We start from the raw sequence: 17,688 nt of genomic DNA, 5'->3' as shown, positions 1-17,688 counted from the left end.
GGTGAACCGGAGAGACCGTTCGGCGGACTCACAGACTTCAAGTCGAAATCCCTTTTGATTTTTTTATTGCCGATACCGCTGTGAGATCTGAGTTTCGACGTGCAGTTTTTATTCCGGGATCATCTTCTCGATACTGACCTGCGCGAGCTGAGCCGCGAGCAGGTTCCCGTTGCCGTGGAACCGCAGGTTTTCGATCTCGTCGTCCATCTCATGGAAAATCGCGACCGGGTGGTCAGCAAGGACGAGCTGATCGACAAGATCTGGCACGGGCGCAGCGTCTCCGAATCCACCCTGACCAGCCGGATCAACGCGGCCCGCAAGGCGATCGGCGACAATGGCGCGAATCAGGCGCTGATCCGTACCATCGCGCGCAAGGGATTTCGCTTCGTCGGCGACGTCGAGACCAAGCTCGGCGCGGTCGCACCGGAGATCGGCCGTTTCGTCCAGGCGCCGCAGGCCGTGCTCGCGCTGCCCGACCGGCCCGCGATCGCCGTGCTGCCGTTCACCAACATGAGCGGCGACCGCGAGCAGGATTATTTCTCCGACGGCATCAGCGAGGACATCATCACCGCGCTGTCGAAGCTGCGCTGGTTCTTCGTCATCGCGCGCAACTCCTCCTTCGTCTACAAGGGCCGCGCCGTGCACATCCACGAGGTCGCGCGCGAGCTCGGCGTGCGCTATGTGGTCGAAGGCAGTGTGCGACGGAGCGGCGACCGGCTGCGCGTCTCGGCCCAGCTCAACGACGTCTCGACCGGCAGCCATCTCTGGGCCGAGCGCTACGACCGCGAGCTTGCCGACATCTTCGCCGTGCAGGACGAGATCACCGAGGCGATCGTCGCCGCGATCGAGCCGCAGCTCTATGCCGCCGAGAGCTTTCGCGCCCAGCAGAAGCCGCCCGGCAGCCTCGACGCCTGGGGTCTCCTGATGCGCGGGCTGTCGCATTACTGGCGCATCACCCGCGAGGACAATGCGACGGCGCAGGGGCTGCTCGAGAAGGCCGTCGCGATCGACCCGGCCTATGGCAAAGCGCTGGGCCTGCTCGCGACAAGTCACATCTTCGGCGCGCATATGGGCTGGGCCGACATGGCTGCGACCGTGCCGGTCGCCGAACGCGCGGCGCTCGCGGCGGTGGAGGCCGATCGCGAGGACGCCTTCGCCCATCTCGGCCTCGCCTATACCTATCTGTTCCGCCGCCGCTTCGATGACGCGCTGGCCGAGTTCGAGCTGGCCTTGCGGCTCAATCCGAACTGCGCGATGGCGCACGCCTTCTATGGCGTGACGCTGTGCTACGCGGGTCGATGGCAGGACGGCGATGCCGCCGCGCGGCGCGCGCTGCGGCTGAGCCCGCGCGATCCGCTCGCCGCGATCTATTGCGGCGTTGCCGCCTATGCCCAGTTCATCGGCCGCAACTACGAGCAGTCCATGCAGATGGCACGGGAATCGATGCGGCAGCGCGCCGATTTCGTCGGCGCCCATCGCGTGCTGACCGCCGCCGCCGGCATGTCGGGAGATCCCGGGCTCGCTGCGTCCGCGCTGGAAGGCCTGCGCCGCACCCAGCCCGGCATCTCGCTCGCCTGGATCACGCGCGAACTGCCGATGCTGCGGGAGGAAGATCGCGCGCATTACCTGGAAGGATTGCGGCGCGCGGGGATGAAGTGAAGCGTTCACCACAGTGACGCTGCACCCTCTCCCCTTGTTGTGGGAGAGGGTGGATTCGATGCGAAGCATCGAAGCCGGGTGAGGGGTCTCTATCCTCACGAGCGGTCCGACGAGTGGAGAGAACCCCTCATCCGGCGCTTCGCGCCACCTTCTCCCACAACAAGGGGAGAAGGGAAGAAGAGCCTACTCCTGCATCATCTCGCCGCTGCCGCCGAACTCGGCCGGGAAATCCTTCAGCTTGGGCAGGCCGTCGCGCATCGGCAGCACGGTCTCGGCGTAATTGACGTGGACGCCGGGCGTGAAGGCGAGCGTGGGAATGGTGGCGGTGAAGACGTCGACGAGGTCGAGCGGCGGGTGATTGGTCATCAGATGGCCGCCGCACTTCCGGCAATATTTGCGCTGGCTGAGCGGCGTCTTGGCGAAGGTCTCGACATGCTGGGCGCCCTCGGTGATGCGCACGGCTTCGGGCTTCCACAGGCTGAAGGCGTTCACCGGCCCGCCGGACCAGGACCGGCAGGAGCGGCAATGGCAATAGCCCATCGCCTCGGGCGCGCCCGTGACCTCGACCGTGACCGCGCCACAGAAGCAGTTTCCGACATGTTTCATTTGGTCGTCTCCATGATGAGGGATCGATATCGCGTGTCGGGGCGCCATGCGTCCTCCTTTCGGTGGACGCATGGCGCGAGGCAGAGACTATACTGATCTGCGCCAGGGAATAAGCATCGACACCCGTTGTTTGTACTGCCGGTACTCGTCGCCGAAGAGAGCGACGAGGTCGCGCTCCTCCAGCGCGATGCCGACGAAGATGTAGATCGTGGTCACGGCCGCGAACAGCAGATGGCCTACAGTCATGACCGGCGCCGCCCAGAACGCGATGATGAAACCGAGATAGATCGGATGGCGAACGAACTTGTAGAGCAGCGGCGTCTTGAAACGCGGCGGCGCGGCTTCCCTGCCGACGAGATGATCGGTCACCTGAGACAGGCCGAACAACTCGAAATGGTTGATGATGAAGGTCGAGGTGAACACCAGCACCCAGCCCGCGAAGGACAGCGTGACCACGGTCACGGCAAGATCCGGGTTCTCGACCTCCCATATGACCGTGGGCAGCGGACGCCACTGCCAGAACAGGAGGAGCAATGACAGGCTCGCGAACAAAACATAGGTCGAGCGCTCGACCGGCTTGGGGACGAACTGCGTCCACCACGCCTTGAATTGTTGACGCGCCATCACGCTATGTTGAACCGCAAATAGCGACATCAGCAGCAGATTGATGATGACCGCGCGAACGACGGGCGCTTCGGCTCCGGTGTCGATGGTCTTCGGCACCATCACCCCCATGACGAAGCCGATGGCGTAGAGAACGGTGACGAAAAAGACGAGATATGCCGCAATTCCGTACAGAAAGATGATGAACCTGAAAATGCGCGAGCCCGCAACCTCCGGGCCGATGGAATGAACCTGGTGATCAAGTTGGGTCATAGAACGCTCCGTTGTGCCGAGGCATCGGCACTGTTTGGTCTTCGCACCATGCCGGATCGGACGTCCCTCGACTTTCGCGAGGGGTTGATTTTCGCCTGAGACGACTTTGATTTTTGCTTGAGACGACAGAAACGTGCGATTTTGCTTTGAAAACAACGTGCTGGACGGCGATCTGCGGGAGCTCACCTGCGGCGGGGCGGCCGTGCCGTTGCAGCCGCAGGTATTCGATCTCCTGCTTTACCTGGTCGCGGAGCGCGCCCGGGTGGTCAGCAAGGATGACCTGATCAGCCAGATCTGGAGCGACCGCATCGTCTCGGATTCCGCCCTGAACAGCCGTATCAACGCCGCGCGCAAGGCGCTGGGCGACGACGGCGCGACCCAGCGGCTGATCAAGACCATTCCGCGCAAGGGCTTTCGTTTCGTCGGCGACGTCAGGGAAGACGTGGCGGCCGCGCCGGTGCCAGCTGAACCCGGCACAGCCCGGCGCGCCGTGACGGACCGCCCGGCGATCGCGGTGCTTGCCTTCGAGAACATGAGCGGCGATCCCGCACAGGACTATTTTGGCGACGGAATCAGCGAGGACATTCTCACGGCGCTGTCGAGGCAGCGCTGGTTCATGGTGATCGCGCGCAACTCGTCCTTCACCTACAAGGGTCGCGCGGTCCACATCAGGCAGATCGCCGAGGAGCTCGGTGTCCGCTACATCGTCGAGGGCAGCGTGCGCAAGGCAGACAACCGGGTGCGCATCACCGCGCAGCTCAACGACGCCACGTCAGGCAGCCATCTCTGGGCCGAGCGCTACGACCGCGAGCTCGTCGACGTCTTCGCCGTGCAGGACGAGATCACCAACGCGATCGTCGCGGCGATCGAGCCGCAGATCCACGCCGCGGAGAATTTTCGCAGCCATCGCAAGCCGCCCGCGAGCCTGGACGCCTGGGACCTGTTGATGCGCGCGCTGTCGCATTACTGGCGCGTGACCCGGCAGGATCACGAGGCCGCGAAGACGCTGCTCGAGCGCGCGATCGCGATCGATCCGAACTACGGCCAGGCGCTGTCGGTGCTGGCCGTGAATGACATGTTCGGCGTGCATCTCGGCTGGGCCGAGCTGACCGCGGTTGCCCCGGCCGCGGAAACCGCCGCGCTCAAAGCGGTGCGCTGCGACCATGAGGATGCCTGGGCGCACGCCGCGCTCGGCAGCGTCTACTTCTCCACCCGCAGGCTTGCGGACGCGCTGTCCGAGTTCGAGCAGGCCCTCGCGCTCAATCCGAACTTCTCGCTGGCACAAGGCTACCACGCGCTGGCGCTGTCCTATGCCGGACGGTCCAAGGACGCCTTTGCGGCGGCGCAGACGGCGATCCGGCTCTCACCGCGCGATCCGTCGCTGGCGATCTATCACGGCATCGCGGGCTATGCGCGTTTCACCGAGCGGCAATATGACGAAGCCATCGCGCTTGCGCGCGAAGCGATCCGCCACCGCGGCGACCTCACCGGCGCCTACCGCGTTCTCGCCGTTTCGGCCGGCATGACCGGCGACAGCGCGCTCGCAGAGATGGCACTCGACGAGCTCCGCCGCACCCAGCCGGGCATCTCGCTGCACTGGATCGCGACGAAACTGCCGTGGGCCAGCGACGCCGATCGCGAGCACTATCTGGAGGGATTCAGACGAGCGGGGTTGCGGTGAGGCGCGACGCGGCTCTTACCCTCCCCTGGAGGGGGAGGGTCGGCTCACATCTGAGCGGAGCGAAGATGAGAGACGGGGTGGGGTGACGGTCTCTCCACATCGACTGCTGCCCGTGTTGAGAGATCACCCCACCCCGCTCGCGCTGCGCGCGATCGACCCTCCCCCTCCAGGGGAGGGTAAGAGCGGAGGTAAGAGCGCGGCGGCGCTACACGCTCTTCCGGCGCAGATGGACGATGACGTCGAGCCGCGCGATCTCGTGGCCGGGAAGCGCCTCGGGCATCCTGGTGAAGGCGAGGCCGTCGGCGACATCGACCAGCACATCCTCGCCTTCGAGATAGAAGTGCGGATGCACCGATGTATCGGTATCGAAGAACGACTTGATGCCGTCGGCCGCGATCCGGCGCAACAGGCCGGCTTCCGTGAACTGGTTCAGGGTGTTGTAGACGGTCGCGAGCGACAGATAGGTGTTCGCCGCCATCGCCTCTTCATAAAGGCTCTCCGCGGTGACGTGACGGTGGCCGCGCAGGAACAGCAACTGGCCGAGCGCAAGGCGCTGGCGGGTCGGCCGCAGACCGGCATCGACGAGCAATTGCAGACAGTGCTGCAGGCCCTCATCGACCTCCGGTCCGGCGACATCGGGGCCGCTGTCGTCGCACGCAGGAATATTCGTGGCCTGAATGTCCATCGATCGTCTCACGTCTGCAAGAACCAGGACGCGCAACACGCGATCCCAGTTGCTATTGGATCGCAGAAGCGGCGATTTGGCTTTGATCCGGATCAAATTTGGCTCCGGCTGCCTCCACACCGTCATTGCGAGGAGCCCTTGCGACGAAGCAATCCAGAATCTTCCCGCGGAAAGATTCTGGATTGCTTCGCTGTGCTCGCAATGACGGAGTTTGGGGGAGCAGCTCCTGCCCTGTCATCGGCCGCGGTGCTGCCGTAGTGTCGCTTCCCCACTACTTCGCTTTCACCTGGATCGGCTTCGGGGCCGGCACCGCCGCCCATTCCTTGTCGGCGCGCGGGCCGTTGAGATCGCCGGTCAGGCCGACGAGCTGGCCAGGCAGCACGTCGAGGGTCTGCTGCCAGGTCTGGGTCTGGCACAGGAATTTGATGAGACAGCCTTTCAGCTTCAAACGATCGACGGATTCGCGCCAGAGCGAGACCGAGTAGAACTTGCCGTCCTCGGCATTGTAGATGTCGCCGGCAAACCGTCCCTCGGGCGTCGCCTGCAGGCCCATGATGAGCTGATGGCCGAGCAGCGTGCGGGCGCGCTTGTCGGGGTCGGGGTTTTCCTTGTCGCGATAGGGCTGGCCGCGCTTGTCGGCCGGCTCTTTCATCCAGACGATGAAGCCGCAGATGCGGTCACGCGCCGGACCGCAGCGCTCGAGGCGGATGCGGGCGCGGCCATCCTCGACGAGCCATGTCCCGCTGGGATCGGTCGGGGCGGCGGCGCCGGCGCGACCGCCGATGATCATCATGACGACGGTGATCGCGACGCGCAACACGAAGCGAAGGAGAAGGTTCATCTGCATGCCTTTCGTTGAGCGGGGGTGGCGCGCGTCAGTTCAGTTGCGCCATCAGCGCGGCGGCGCCCTTGTCGAGGCCGGCGGTGGCGGCCGCGAGCGCGCCGACGCTGGCCTTGATGTCGTAGGCGCCGGGGTATTGCTTGGTGACGTAGGCCGAGAGCAGGCGCGAGGTCGAAGCATCGAAGATCTCGACGCCGTAGATGACCGAGCCGGTCAACAGGCCTTCGCCGTCGCGTGCCGCCTGCACGCCGTTGTAGACCGCGCCGGCCATGTCGAAGCGGGAGAGCGTACCAAGCACCGGCGTGTTGGTGACGGCGCCGGTCAGCGTCAGCCTGATGCGCAGCGTATTCGGCCCGCGCTCGCGCACCAGCGCGAAGCGGCTGCGCAGCCGGTCGGCGAAACAGTTCTGCATGTAGGCGGCGAGCGTCGCCTTGTCCTTGTCGGACATGTCGCCGAACTGGTGATCCCTGCCGCGATAGACCACGACGGGATCGAGGATCACTTTATTATATGAGCGCCAATCGACCGGCGTGGAATAGCGGTAGGGCACGCGGCCGGAGGTGTCCGACTTGTCCGGGGCCATGTAGGCCGAGGACGCCATCTCCGAATAGGGCACGGGCGCGACCGAGGCGCAGCCGGCCGAGGTGACGCAAAGCACCAGCGTTCGCAGACCGCGCAGGGCGATCGAGCGATCCATTCCAGACTCCTCTTGCGGCTTCTTTTGAGGGCAATGACGACCGCAGCCGCGCTTGGGACCAGACACGGCTGCGGCGCTCACCATCGCCGGCCCAAGGCATCGTCCGGGGCCTTTTCGGATGCCCTGGGCCGTCTCAGCGCGTCCGCTTATAAAACCGACCAGTTGGTTTGTAAAGTCGCAAAACGGCGATCTGACGCATTTGGCCGCAGGCGCGGATTTGGGCAGCGACCGGTTGGGATTGGTTAACGGTGAATCAGGCGCGCTTGCGCGGGGTTGCAGCCTTTGCGGTCGATGCCGCTCCGGATTTTGCGACACGCTTCGTGGCCGGCTGCTCGAGGCCGGTCCACTGCCCGTCGTCGAGCAGCCGCGTGAACAGCCGCTGGTGCTCGTCCTTGCTGAGTGGCGACATGCCGAACAGCGAGCTCAGCAGCAGTCCGAGCGCTCCGGCCCAGCGCAGCATCGCGAGATCAGGGTCGGCAGCCTCTTCCTTGATCGCCGTCATCCGCTTCGTCTCGAGTTCGCGCGGCAGCGCCATCAGGCTGGGATTTTCAACCATGGCCGCAACCAGGGCCAGCGCGGCGGAATTCGGCGAGCTCGCCGCTTCCCTGATCGTGGCGAGCTGGGTCGCCAGATTGGGATTTGCCGAGGTCGCGCTCACCTTGGCCATGTAGCGGGTCGAGAACTCCTCGAAATGCGCCATCTGCCGCTCGAGCAATGCCTTCAGCACCGCCTCCTTGGTGCGGAACTGGTGCATCACCCCGCCCTTGCTGAGGCCGCTCTCGCGCGCGATCGCATCGAGCGTCAGCCGGCCCGGCCCGTCACGCGCGATGATCGCGATGGCCGCTTCGAGCGCAGCGTTGCGGGACCGTTCGGAGCGCGTGGCATTGTCCATGGCGGACTTGTCTCCGTGACACGAGAATGAATCAAGTGAAAACAGGACGCGCTGTACATTTTTTGTGCGAACCCTGTCGAGACTTTCATCTTGCGGCGCCGAATGAGACTGTGTGAGCCTCGATATCGGATGGGGACTGGGATGGGCCGGCCGTCGCTTTGCGCGCGAGGACGTCGCGAAGCGTTTGCGGCCGGCCGCGCTTGAGAAAGATACGATATGCCAAAACGCGTGTTGCTTGGTCTCCTCCTCGCTTGCGGCCTCACGGCTCCGGCGCTGGCGCAAGAGCCGAAAACGGGAGGCGTGATCAATGCCGTGATCCAGCCCGAGCCGCCCGGCCTGATGCTTGCGCAGGTCCAGAACGGCCCGACCCAGATGGTCTCGGGCAACATCTTCGAGGGCCTGCTGCGTTACAGCCCCAAGCTCGAGCCGCTGCCGGAGCTCGCCGAAAGCTGGAGCGTCAGCGAGGACGCCAAGACCTACACCTTCAAGCTCAAGAAGGGCGTGACCTGGCATGACGGCAAGCCCTTCACCGCCGCCGACGTCCTGTTCTCAATGGAGATGCTGAAGCAGACGCATGCGCGTGCCCGCACCAATCTGGCGCAGGTCGACAAGATCGAGACGCCGGACGACTATACGGTGGTCTTCACGCTGAAGCAGCCGTTCGGCCCGTTCCTCGGCATCTTCGAGGTCGGCTCGATGCCGATGGTGCCGAAACATCTCTACGAAGGCACCGACTGGAAGACCAACCCCTACAACAACGCACCCGTCGGCACCGGCCCCTTCATGTTCAAGGAGTGGCAGAAGGGCTCGTTCATTCGCCTGGTCAAGAACCCGAACTACCACGAAAAGGGCAAGCCCTATCTCGACGAGATCTACTGGCAGATCATTCCCGACGCCGCCGCGCGCTCGGTGGCGTATGAGACCGGCAAGATCGACGTCCTGCCCGGCGGCTCGGTCGAGAATTTCGACGTGCCGCGGCTGTCCAAGCTGAAGGACACCTGCGTCACCGGCGCCGGCTGGGAGTTCTTCTCGCCGCTGGCCTGGCTGTGGCTGAACAACCGCCAGGGTCCGCTCGCCGACAAGCGGGTGCGGCAGGCAGTCATGTACGCGATCGACCGCGATTTCGCCAAGGACGTGATCTGGAACGGACTCGGCAAGGTGGCGACCGGCCCGTCCGCCTCGACCATCAGGTTCTACACCGACGACGTGAAGAAATATCCGTACGATCCGGCCAAGGCCAAGGCGCTGCTGAAGGAAGCCGGCTACAAGGGCGAGAAGATCCGCCTGTTGCCGCTCGCCTATGGCGAGACCTGGCAGCGCTGGGGTGAAGCGGTGAAGCAGAACCTCCAGGACGTCGGCATGAACATCGAGACCATCGCCACCGACGTTGCCGGCGGCAACCAGAAGATCGGCGATTGGGACTACGACATCGCCTTCACCTATCTCTACCAGTATGGCGATCCCGCGCTCGGCGTCGGCCGCAATTATATCTCCAGCAACATCGCCAAGGGGCAGGTCTTCAACAACGTCGAGGGCTACTCCAACCCGGAGATCGACAAGCTGTTCGCCGACGGCGCGACGGCGACCCCGGATTCCAAGCGCAAGGAGATCTACGACAAGGCGCAGAAGATCCTGGTCGAGGACGTGCCGGTGGCCTGGATGCTGGAGCTGCAATTCCCGACCATCACGCGCTGCAAGGTCAAGAACCTGATCACCACGGGGATCGGGGTTAATGACGGCTTCAAGGACGCATGGCTCGACAAGTGAGCCCTTCCTTCTTCACCTCTCCCCGCCTGCGGGGAGAGGTCGAATGTGCGCATAGCGCACATTCGGGTGAGGGGGAGTCTCCACGAGTCCAACTGCTGATACGCTCGCGGAGAGTCCCCCTCACCTCAACCCTCTCCCCGCAAGCGGGGCGAGGGAGTCACTCCGTCTCCGTGGCGCCAGGTCACATCACCAATATGACTCACTAGATGCTCTCCTTCGTTGCTCAGCGTGTCGTGAAGGGCGTGATCGTCCTGCTCGCGATCGTCGTCCTCAATTTCTTCCTGATCCGGCTTGCGCCCGGCGACCCCGCGATCGTGATGGCGGGCGAGGCCGGCGCCAGCGACCAGGTCTTCGTCAAGCAGCTCCGGGAGAAGTTCGGCCTCGACAAGCCGCTGCCCGAGCAGCTCTTCATCTACGTCAAGGGCGTCGCCACCCTCGACCTCGGCTTCTCCTTCCGCCAGCAGGCGCCGGTCGCCAAGCTGATCGGCGAGCGGCTGCCGGCGACGCTGCTGCTGACGCTGACCGCCTTCGCGATCTCGCTGACGCTCGGCATCCTGTTCGGCACATTCGCGGCGCGCTTTGCCGGAACGTTCCTCGACACCGCCATCACCGTCTTCGCGCTGATCTTCTATGCCATGCCGATCTTCTGGGTGGCGCTGATGGGCATCCTGCTGTTCTCCGTCACCATGGATTGGCTGCCGAGCTTCGGTTACGAGACGGTCGGCGCCAACCTGACCGGTCTTGCCCACGCGGTCGACGTCGCAAAGCACCTGATCATGCCGGCGATGACGCTCGGCCTGTTCTTCATGGCGACCTACACCCGCATGACCCGCGCCTCGATGCTGGAGGTGAAGCGGCTCGACTTCGTCAAGACGGCGCGCGCCAAGGGCCTCTCCGACGCCGTGATCCAGCGCCGCCACGTGCTGCGCAATGCGCTGCTGCCGGTCGTGACGCTTGCCGGCGTGCATTCCGGCACGCTGATCGGCGGTGCCGTCATCACCGAGACCGTGTTCGCCTGGCCCGGCATCGGGCGGCTGATGTACGACGCGCTGCTGCAGCGGGACTACAATTTGCTGCTTGGCGTCTTCGTGATCTGCTCGGCCATGGTCCTCATCTTCAACCTCATCACCGACCTCGTCTATCGCCTGGTCGATCCGCGCATCGAATACGCCACATGAAACAGTTCTGGAAATCGATGCTGAGGAGCCCCAGCGGCGTCATCGGCCTCATCATCCTTCTGCTCGCGATCTCGGTCGCGGTGTTCGGGCCGATGCTGTTCCCGAACTCGCCCTGGCGCATGGTGCAGCGGCCGTTCCTGCCGCCTTTCACGCTCTCGGCTGTGCCGCTCGGCACCGACGCACTCGGCCGCGACGTGTTCGCCGGCATGATCTTCGGCGCCCGCGTCTCGCTACTGGTCGGTCTCGTCTCCACCCTGGTTGCGCTGCTCGTCGGGGTGCCGATCGGCGCCATGGCCGGCTATTTCGGCGGAAAGGTCGACGACGCCCTGATGCGCTTCACCGAATTCTTCCAGACCATTCCGAGTTTTGCGCTCGCCATCGTGCTGGTCGCGATCCTGCAGCCTTCGATCTATTCGATCGTGGCCTCGATCGCGGTGGTGAGCTGGCCGCCGGTCGCCCGCCTCGTCCGCGGCGAAGTGCTGTCGCTGCGCACGCGCGAATATGTCCAGGCCGCCGTCGTGACCGGGCAGTCGCACAGCTGGATCATCCTGCGCGAGATCCTGCCCAACGCGCTGTCGCCGGTGATCGTGCTGGCCTCGCTGATGGTCGCGACCGCGATCCTGCTGGAATCCTCGCTGGCGTTCCTTGGGCTGGGCGATCCCAACCTGATCTCCTGGGGCTACATGGTCGGCGCCGGCCGCACCGTGATCCGCCAGGCCTGGTGGATCACCGTATTTCCCGGCGTCGCCATCCTGATCTCGGTGCTCGGCCTGAACCTGATCGGCGAAGGCCTCAACGATGCGCTCAATCCGCGCCTGTCGCGGGAGGGGCGCTGACGATGACCGCCCCGCCCGCCGTCTCGATCAAGAACCTCAGGATCGCGCTGCCCAAGGGCGCCGAGCGTCCCTTCGCCGTCGACGGCGTCTCGCTGGACCTGTGGCCCGGCAAGATCGTCTGCGTCGTCGGAGAATCTGGCTCGGGCAAGTCGATGTGTGCCCATGCGCTGATGGGCCTGTTGCCGGACACGGTCTCGGTCACATCAGGCGAGATCCAGTTCGAGGGCCGCGACCTGCTTAAGCTCGACGACGACGGCTGGCGCGATTTGCGCGGCCGCCGGCTCGCAATGATCTTTCAGGAGCCGATGACCGCACTCAATCCCTTGATGCGGATCGGCGACCAGATGGCGGAGATGTTCGAGGCGCATGGCTTGCTGACGCCGAAAGAGCGGCGCGCAAGAGCGCTGGCGCTGGCGCGCGAGGTCGGCCTGCCCGACCCCGAGCGCATCGTGCGCGCCTATCCGCACCAGCTCTCCGGCGGCCAGCGCCAGCGCGCCATGATCGCGATGGCGCTCGCGCTCGAGCCCGCGGTGCTGGTCGCGGATGAGCCGACCACCGCGCTCGACGTCACCACGCAGGCGCAGATCCTGAAACTGATCCGCAACCTGCAGCGCAACCGCAACATGGCGGTGATGTTCATCACCCATGATTTCGGCGTGGTCGCCGACATCGCCGACCAGGTCGTGGTGCTCCGCCACGGCAAGGTCGTCGAGGAAGGTCCGGCCGCTGCCGTCTTCAGCGAGCCGCAGCACGACTACACCAAGGCGCTGCTCGCCGCCGTGCCGTCGATGGATCCGCCGGCGCGCAGCCCCCTCGACGACGAGGCGAGGACCGTCGAGGTGATCGGGCTGGACAAGACCTATGTCACCTCGGGCGGCTGGTTCCGCGAGGATCGCCGCGTCGATGCCGCGCGCGCGGTCAACTTCAACATCCTCAAGGGCGAGACGCTCGGCCTCGTCGGCGAATCCGGCTCCGGCAAGTCGTCGGTGGCGCGCCTCGTGATGCGGCTGATCGAGGCCGACCGCGGCACCGTGCGGATCGGCGAGACTGATCTCACCTCGCTCTCGGGCAAGGCGCTACGCGCCGAGCGTCATCGTATCCAGATGATCTTCCAGGATCCGTTCGCCTCGCTCAATCCGCGCCGCAAGGTCGGCCACATCATCGCCGACGGCCCGATCGCGGCCGGTACCGATCCGAAGGTGGCGTTCGATCGCGCCCGCGATCTCTTGAAGATGGTGGGCCTCGATGCCGGCGCACTCGAACGCTATCCGCACGAATTCTCCGGCGGCCAGCGCCAGCGCATCGGCATTGCCCGCGCGCTCGCGCTCGAGCCCGAGATCATCGTCGCCGACGAAGCCGTGTCCGCGCTCGACGTCTCCGTGCAGGCGCAAGTGTTGAAGCTGCTGGAAGACCTCAAGGCGCGCCTTGGTCTGTCGATGCTGTTCATCACCCATGACTTACGCGTCGCGGCGCAGATCTGCGACCGCATCGCGGTGATGCAGCGCGGCGCCATCGTCGAGTTGAAGCCGACGGCACAGCTCTTCGCCGCGCCCGAACATGCCTATACGCGTGAGCTGCTGGCGGCCGTGCCGGGACGGAAGGAGCGCGCGCCGGCGGCCTGATCACGCGAGGCAGAGATTGCGGGCCAGCGTATAGATCGCCACCGCGAATATGAGCGCCGCGAACACAGTGTTCAACGCACCTTTGCGCTCGGCGAGCGAGCTGGCCGAGCGGGCGCCAAAGAGCCCGCCGAGAACGCCGCCGGTGATAAACAACGCGGCAAGATACCAATCGACGAGGCCGGACAGGGCGTAGTTGGCCGCCGTCGTCAGCCCAAAGGCGGTCACCGCCACGAGAGAGGAGCCGACCGCGTAAAGGATCGGCATGCCGGTGGCAGCGATGAGTGCCGGCACAATCAGAAAGCCGCCACCGATCCCGAAGAAGCCGGACAAGGCTCCCGTGACAAGCCCCAAGGCGAGGAGCTTCGGCAGGTTCCCCCGGTTGAGCCGGACCGACGGCTCGCCGACGCCGGAGCGGCCCTTCAGCATCAGCGCGCCCACGACCATCATGACGATGGCGAACAACGCCAGCAGCTTCTGGCCCTCGACGATCTTGCCGAGGGTGGAGCCGAGGAAGGCGCCAGCCACGCCCGCGAGTGCGAATACGGAGGCGCAGCGCCACTTTACGTTGCCGGCACGGGCGTGGTTGGCGAGGTTCGCGGCGGCATTCGCCGCGACGGCGATCGCACTGGTGCCGATCGCGACGTGCGGATCCGACACCCCGACCAGATAGACGAGGAGCGGCACGGCCAGAATTGAGCCGCCGCCCCCAACCAGCCCCAACGAGAATCCGACCAACGAGCCGGAAGCGAGGCCGAGCGTGCCTTGGGTCAGCGACAGCAGCATTGTGGACTATTCCTCATGTCAAACCGCCATCACCCGGCTCGCGCTGGCGAGCCGTAGACACCGCGGTTCCAGGGCGCGCGCATGAGAATACGGGCCATGCCGCAAAAGCCGGTGAGGCCGGCCGTGATCAGGCCGGCGCCAACGAAGGCCGGCACGCCGAAGAACCACGGCGACGCGAAGAGGCCGAGCAGCGTGCCCACGACGGCAAGACTGCCGGCCCCGATCTGCACCTGGCGCTGAAGCTCCAGCGGTTGACGCCGGTCAGTCACGACCGGCAGGCCCGCCTTGCGCCACGCATCGAGCCCGCCTTCGACGATAAAGGCTTCGCAGGTTTCGCCGAGCTTCGCCGCGAGCCGCGGCGCGTTGGCCTGAGTGCGCGCGCCGCTTTTGCAGTGGAAGATGACCGGCTTGCCCTGATGCACGGCAAGGTCGATCTCGTCGAGCTTCGACAGGGGCAGGTGCCGCGCGCCGGGGATCTTCTCGCGGGCGTGCTCATCGGCTTCGCGGATGTCGACCAGGAGGGCACCGTTGTCGAGAAGGCGGCGCGCCTCGGCTGGCTTGATGGTGGGCAGTGACATGATTAGCTCCTCAACTTTCCTGAATTAGTTCTTCGCCCTGGTGGGCTTGCAAAAGAGCCTGTGCAGCGTGGCAAAGAGTTGCTCGATGCGCGGATCGGCGATGCGATACCAGAGCGTCTGGCTTTCGCGCCGAAAGGTGACGAGGCCCTCCTCGCGCATCCTTGCGAGGTGCTGCGACAGTGCCGATTGCGACAGACCCACGGCTTCCGCCAGCGCATTCACGTTGCTCTCGCCGCATTCGACGAGTTGGCACAGGATCATCAGCCGACGCTCATTGGCGAGCGCGCGCAGAATGCCTGCAACCTCAACCGCCTGCTTTTCGAAAGTCTCCAGATCGAAGGCTCGGGAGGCCATTGGCCACTCCTTATTTTAGCTATTGCTTATTTAGCACTCGCTAATATATCCGTCAAGACCAACCGAACCGGTCACATCAGGAGATTCAAGCCATGTCAGGACAACCCATCATCCGAGCGTTCTTCGACGAGCCGACCAACACGGTGAGCTATCTGGTCGCAGATCCGACGACCAAGAAGACTGCCATCATCGATCCGGTGTTTGACTACGATCACAACTCGGGTGAGGTGGACACGCGTTCGGTCGAGGCGATGTTGAAGGCCGCGGAAGCGGCGGGCTACGCGATCGAATGGGTACTCGAGACGCATGCCCATGCCGACCACCTCTCTGGCGCCCCTTTCATCAAGGCGAAGACCCGCGCCAAGATCGGCATCGGCGAGCATATCAAGGATGTGCAGCGCATCTTTCGGCCAATATTCAACGCCACCGACCTGAAGACCGACGGCAGCGACTTCGACCGGCTCTTCCGGGACGGCGAGCGCTTCAGGATCGGTGAACTCGACGTGGAGGTGATCCACACGCCTGGACACACACCGGCCGACATCTCCTACAAGATCGAGGATGCCGTGTTCGTCGGCGACACCCTGTTCATGCCGGACTACGGCACGGCGCGCACCGACTTCCCCGGCGGCGACGCGCACAAGCTTTATAGGTCGATACAGCGGCTCCTGGCGCTGCCGCCCGAGACGCAGCTGTTCATGTGTCACGACTATAAGGCTCCCGGCCGCGACACCTACGCCTGGGAAACGACGGTGCGCGAGGAGCGCGAGAAGAACGTTCAGGTGAAGGACGGCGTCACGGAGGACGAATTCGTGGCCATGCGCCAGGCGCGCGACGCCGGGCTATCCGCGCCGCGGTTGCTGCTACCCTCCATCCAGGTCAACATCCGCGCCGGCAAATTTCCACCGGCCGAAGCCAACGGAGTACGCTATCTCACTATTCCCGTGACGCTGAAGGGAGGAGCAGAGACCTGCGTTTAGACACAGGCCTTGCGACGGGGCGCTTTTAACCCGCAGCCGATATGGGACCGAATCGGACCGAGCGCGTCGACGCAATCACGCGCTTTTTATTCCTCGTGACCGCCGCATAGCTTCAAAGCCACGCACGACACCCTACTTCAACATCGAATGATATCCATCATCTGATGATGGACGCCAGTTAATGTTTGGAGTCGACATGGGCGAAGTTATTCAGTTTGTCTCGAGGTCCGAGCGCGAGCGACTGCGCCTTATCAAGGAGGCACGGGCGATCTACGACAGCATCTTCCCGCCGGATGATCCGGCGAGCGTGCAGCAGGACAACGCAACGATCGCTCGCTCGGTCAGCGGTAATGACGGGGGCAACTTCGCGTGATCAAGATCATCGCCGTGCTCTGCAGCCTCGCCTCTCCCACCAATTGCCACGAGCAGATCGTCACGACCTCGGACTTCGCGCAGGTCTCGGTGCAGTCCTGCCTGATGGGCGCGCCGCAGCTCGCCGAATGGATGAACCAGCATCCGGCCGAACGCCTGGCGGCGTGGCGCTGCGTGATCGGCCAGCAGACCGGCCGGGGCATCTAGCGCCGGCGGCCCGCTGCCCCAAGGACTTTCGAGCCGGAAGCAGCGCACGCAAGGCAGTGACGACGATCCATCGCCGGGGTAACCTCTCGTTGCGGCCATTGGCAGCTAGGGGGAAGCCGGATGGAAGTCGCCAGCCTCGTTCTTCCCGTATTCGCGATCATCGTCACCGGCTGGCTCGCCGGCGAGCTCGGCTATCTCTCACGATCGCTGGCCGATGCCCTGGTGCATTTCGCCTACAACGTCGCGATGCCGGCGCTGCTGGTCGTCACCATCGCCCAGGAGCCGGCCCGCAACCTGCTGGAATGGCGCTTCCTGCTCGCCTTCGGCGGCGGCTCCCTGATCTGCTTCGCGCTGGTGTTCCTGGCGGTCCGCGCGGGTGGCAGGCACGATCTCGCCAGCAGCACCATCCATGGCATGGCGGCGGCGATGACCAACACCGGCTTCGTGGCGCTGCCGATCCTGCACGCGATCTACGGCCAGCCCGCCGTCCTGCCCGCTGCGGTGGCAACGGTGTTCGTCGCCGCCGTGATGTTTCCGATCACGGTCATCCTGCTGGAACGGGACGCGCGCGGGTCGTCGGCGCAGTTCGCGGGCCTCGCCAAGCAGATCCTGCTCAATCCGATGGTCCTGTCGACACTTGTCGGCCTCGTCTGGGCGATCACGGGCCTGCCGATTCCGGCGCCGGTCGCGGCCTATCTCAACATGATTGCGGCCGCGCTGACGCCCTGCGCACTGTTTGCCATCGGGCTTGGCCTGTCGGTCGAAGGCCTGCGGTCCAACCTGAAGGCCTCGTTCGCGCTTGCCGCCGTGAAGCTCGTGATCATGCCGCTGATCGTCTACGGACTTTGTGTGATCATCGGCCTCAACGCGCTCTACACCGTCGCCGCCGTGATATGCGCCGCCGTGCCGACGGCGAAGACGGTGTACGTGCTGGCGCACGAGCACAAGGTCGAGGAGAAGCTGGTCGCAGCCACGGTCTCGGTCACGACAATGCTGTCGGTCGCGACATTGCTGGTCGCGCTGTACCTGCTCTCCGGCCTCGCGACCGGGACGCGCTGACCCGCACGGGCGCGC

19 protein-coding genes are annotated in these 17,688 nt (G+C 64.9%); 10 read left to right on the top strand and 9 right to left on the bottom strand.

Features of this window, described 5'->3' with window-relative positions:
• The first annotated feature begins 99 nt into the window (after positions 1–99).
• Positions 100–1,659 carry a winged helix-turn-helix domain-containing protein gene (locus QA649_RS05785; protein WP_283023343.1) on the top strand — a complete coding sequence of 520 codons (1,560 nt, stop codon included), beginning with the start codon at positions 100–102 and terminating at the stop codon, positions 1,657–1,659.
• 183 nt (positions 1,660–1,842) lie between these two features.
• Here the strand turns inward: QA649_RS05785 and QA649_RS05780 are convergent, their stop codons facing one another.
• Positions 1,843–2,265 carry a GFA family protein gene (locus tag QA649_RS05780; RefSeq protein WP_283023342.1) on the bottom strand — a complete coding sequence of 141 codons (423 nt, stop codon included), beginning with the start codon at positions 2,263–2,265 and terminating at the stop codon, positions 1,843–1,845.
• 87 nt (positions 2,266–2,352) lie between these two features.
• Positions 2,353–3,141, bottom strand: coding sequence for a methanethiol S-methyltransferase (mddA, locus tag QA649_RS05775; protein WP_283023341.1), 789 nt, complete (start codon positions 3,139–3,141; stop codon positions 2,353–2,355).
• Between the two features lie 133 nt (positions 3,142–3,274).
• Here mddA and QA649_RS05770 point away from each other — a divergent pair, with 133 nt between their 5' ends.
• Positions 3,275–4,822: a winged helix-turn-helix domain-containing tetratricopeptide repeat protein gene (locus tag QA649_RS05770; protein ID WP_283023340.1), complete on the top strand. Its 1,548-nt coding sequence runs from the start codon at positions 3,275–3,277 to the stop codon at positions 4,820–4,822.
• 205 nt (positions 4,823–5,027) lie between these two features.
• On the opposite strand, the gene irr is transcribed toward QA649_RS05770, so the two are convergent.
• The 4 genes from irr to QA649_RS05750 form a co-directional block, all read right to left on the bottom strand.
• Entirely contained in the window at positions 5,028–5,507 is a 480-nt protein-coding gene (gene irr, locus QA649_RS05765; protein ID WP_283023339.1) for a Fur family transcriptional regulator Irr, read from the bottom strand.
• A gap of 271 nt (positions 5,508–5,778) precedes the next feature.
• Positions 5,779–6,348: a DUF2147 domain-containing protein gene (locus tag QA649_RS05760; RefSeq protein WP_283023337.1), complete on the bottom strand. Its 570-nt coding sequence runs from the start codon at positions 6,346–6,348 to the stop codon at positions 5,779–5,781.
• A 34-nt stretch (positions 6,349–6,382) separates the two neighbouring features.
• Complete coding sequence (locus QA649_RS05755; RefSeq protein ID WP_283023336.1) at positions 6,383–7,045, bottom strand: DUF3313 domain-containing protein; 663 nt, start codon at positions 7,043–7,045, stop codon at positions 6,383–6,385.
• Positions 7,046–7,298: 253 nt separating this feature from the next.
• The gene (locus QA649_RS05750) at positions 7,299–7,937 is read right to left on the bottom strand and encodes a TetR/AcrR family transcriptional regulator (protein WP_283023335.1); all 639 of its coding nucleotides are present in this window, start codon (positions 7,935–7,937) and stop codon (positions 7,299–7,301) included.
• 216 nt (positions 7,938–8,153) lie between these two features.
• Here QA649_RS05750 and QA649_RS05745 point away from each other — a divergent pair, with 216 nt between their 5' ends.
• The 4 genes from QA649_RS05745 (at position 8,154) to QA649_RS05730 (ending at position 13,340) form a co-directional block, all read left to right on the top strand.
• On the top strand, positions 8,154–9,704 hold the full coding sequence (locus QA649_RS05745; RefSeq protein WP_283023334.1) for an ABC transporter substrate-binding protein: 1,551 nt from the start codon (positions 8,154–8,156) through the stop codon (positions 9,702–9,704).
• Between the two features lie 206 nt (positions 9,705–9,910).
• Positions 9,911–10,882, top strand: a complete 972-nt coding sequence (locus tag QA649_RS05740) for an ABC transporter permease (RefSeq protein WP_283023333.1) — start codon at positions 9,911–9,913, stop codon at positions 10,880–10,882.
• Positions 10,879–11,718 carry an ABC transporter permease gene (locus tag QA649_RS05735; protein WP_283023332.1) on the top strand — a complete coding sequence of 280 codons (840 nt, stop codon included), beginning with the start codon at positions 10,879–10,881 and terminating at the stop codon, positions 11,716–11,718. The genes QA649_RS05740 and QA649_RS05735 overlap by 4 nt, the downstream gene beginning before the upstream one ends.
• Before the next feature lie 2 nt (positions 11,719–11,720).
• Positions 11,721–13,340: an ABC transporter ATP-binding protein gene (locus tag QA649_RS05730; protein WP_283023331.1), complete on the top strand. Its 1,620-nt coding sequence runs from the start codon at positions 11,721–11,723 to the stop codon at positions 13,338–13,340.
• Here the strand turns inward: QA649_RS05730 and QA649_RS05725 are convergent, their stop codons facing one another.
• The 3 genes from QA649_RS05725 to QA649_RS05715 are packed head-to-tail and all read right to left on the bottom strand — an operon-like array spanning position 13,341 to position 15,055.
• Positions 13,341–14,123 carry a sulfite exporter TauE/SafE family protein gene (locus QA649_RS05725; RefSeq protein WP_283023330.1) on the bottom strand — a complete coding sequence of 261 codons (783 nt, stop codon included), beginning with the start codon at positions 14,121–14,123 and terminating at the stop codon, positions 13,341–13,343.
• A gap of 29 nt (positions 14,124–14,152) precedes the next feature.
• On the bottom strand, positions 14,153–14,701 hold the full coding sequence (locus QA649_RS05720) for a rhodanese family protein (protein WP_283023329.1): 549 nt from the start codon (positions 14,699–14,701) through the stop codon (positions 14,153–14,155).
• A gap of 24 nt (positions 14,702–14,725) precedes the next feature.
• Complete coding sequence (locus tag QA649_RS05715) at positions 14,726–15,055, bottom strand: metalloregulator ArsR/SmtB family transcription factor (protein WP_283023328.1); 330 nt, start codon at positions 15,053–15,055, stop codon at positions 14,726–14,728.
• 92 nt (positions 15,056–15,147) lie between these two features.
• Here QA649_RS05715 and QA649_RS05710 point away from each other — a divergent pair, with 92 nt between their 5' ends.
• The 4 genes from QA649_RS05710 (at position 15,148) to QA649_RS05695 (ending at position 17,673) form a co-directional block, all read left to right on the top strand.
• Positions 15,148–16,035 (top strand): MBL fold metallo-hydrolase, encoded by an 888-nt coding sequence (locus tag QA649_RS05710; protein WP_283023327.1) that lies wholly within the window; start codon positions 15,148–15,150, stop codon positions 16,033–16,035.
• Positions 16,036–16,231: 196 nt separating this feature from the next.
• Positions 16,232–16,408: a hypothetical protein gene (locus QA649_RS05705; RefSeq protein WP_283023326.1), complete on the top strand. Its 177-nt coding sequence runs from the start codon at positions 16,232–16,234 to the stop codon at positions 16,406–16,408.
• Positions 16,405–16,614, top strand: a complete 210-nt coding sequence (locus tag QA649_RS05700) for a hypothetical protein (protein WP_183246088.1) — start codon at positions 16,405–16,407, stop codon at positions 16,612–16,614. The genes QA649_RS05705 and QA649_RS05700 overlap by 4 nt, the downstream gene beginning before the upstream one ends.
• 120 nt (positions 16,615–16,734) lie before the next feature.
• Positions 16,735–17,673 carry an AEC family transporter gene (locus QA649_RS05695; RefSeq protein ID WP_283023325.1) on the top strand — a complete coding sequence of 313 codons (939 nt, stop codon included), beginning with the start codon at positions 16,735–16,737 and terminating at the stop codon, positions 17,671–17,673.
• The last annotated feature ends 15 nt before the right edge of the window (positions 17,674–17,688 follow it).

Source organism: Bradyrhizobium sp. CB1717, from assembly GCF_029714325.1.
In the GTDB taxonomy this organism is placed as follows: Bacteria; Pseudomonadota; Alphaproteobacteria; order Rhizobiales; family Xanthobacteraceae; genus Bradyrhizobium.
Note: the sequence above shows the minus strand (reverse complement) of the source record. Positions and strands in the feature narration are given on the sequence as shown.

Coding starts and splice junctions, on each gene's coding strand:
- QA649_RS05780 (WP_283023342.1), bottom strand. CDS start 2,265: ATGAAACATGTCGGAAACTGCTTCTGTGGCGCGGTCACGGTCGAGGTC.
- mddA (WP_283023341.1), bottom strand. CDS start 3,141: ATGACCCAACTTGATCACCAGGTTCATTCCATCGGCCCGGAGGTTGCG.
- irr (WP_283023339.1), bottom strand. CDS start 5,507: ATGGACATTCAGGCCACGAATATTCCTGCGTGCGACGACAGCGGCCCC.
- QA649_RS05760 (WP_283023337.1), bottom strand. CDS start 6,348: ATGAACCTTCTCCTTCGCTTCGTGTTGCGCGTCGCGATCACCGTCGTC.
- QA649_RS05755 (WP_283023336.1), bottom strand. CDS start 7,045: ATGGATCGCTCGATCGCCCTGCGCGGTCTGCGAACGCTGGTGCTTTGC.
- QA649_RS05750 (WP_283023335.1), bottom strand. CDS start 7,937: ATGGACAATGCCACGCGCTCCGAACGGTCCCGCAACGCTGCGCTCGAA.
- QA649_RS05745 (WP_283023334.1), top strand. CDS start 8,154: ATGCCAAAACGCGTGTTGCTTGGTCTCCTCCTCGCTTGCGGCCTCACG.
- QA649_RS05740 (WP_283023333.1), top strand. CDS start 9,911: ATGCTCTCCTTCGTTGCTCAGCGTGTCGTGAAGGGCGTGATCGTCCTG.
- QA649_RS05735 (WP_283023332.1), top strand. CDS start 10,879: ATGAAACAGTTCTGGAAATCGATGCTGAGGAGCCCCAGCGGCGTCATC.
- QA649_RS05730 (WP_283023331.1), top strand. CDS start 11,721: ATGACCGCCCCGCCCGCCGTCTCGATCAAGAACCTCAGGATCGCGCTG.
- QA649_RS05725 (WP_283023330.1), bottom strand. CDS start 14,123: ATGCTGCTGTCGCTGACCCAAGGCACGCTCGGCCTCGCTTCCGGCTCG.
- QA649_RS05720 (WP_283023329.1), bottom strand. CDS start 14,701: ATGTCACTGCCCACCATCAAGCCAGCCGAGGCGCGCCGCCTTCTCGAC.
- QA649_RS05715 (WP_283023328.1), bottom strand. CDS start 15,055: ATGGCCTCCCGAGCCTTCGATCTGGAGACTTTCGAAAAGCAGGCGGTT.
- QA649_RS05710 (WP_283023327.1), top strand. CDS start 15,148: ATGTCAGGACAACCCATCATCCGAGCGTTCTTCGACGAGCCGACCAAC.
- QA649_RS05705 (WP_283023326.1), top strand. CDS start 16,232: ATGGGCGAAGTTATTCAGTTTGTCTCGAGGTCCGAGCGCGAGCGACTG.
- QA649_RS05695 (WP_283023325.1), top strand. CDS start 16,735: ATGGAAGTCGCCAGCCTCGTTCTTCCCGTATTCGCGATCATCGTCACC.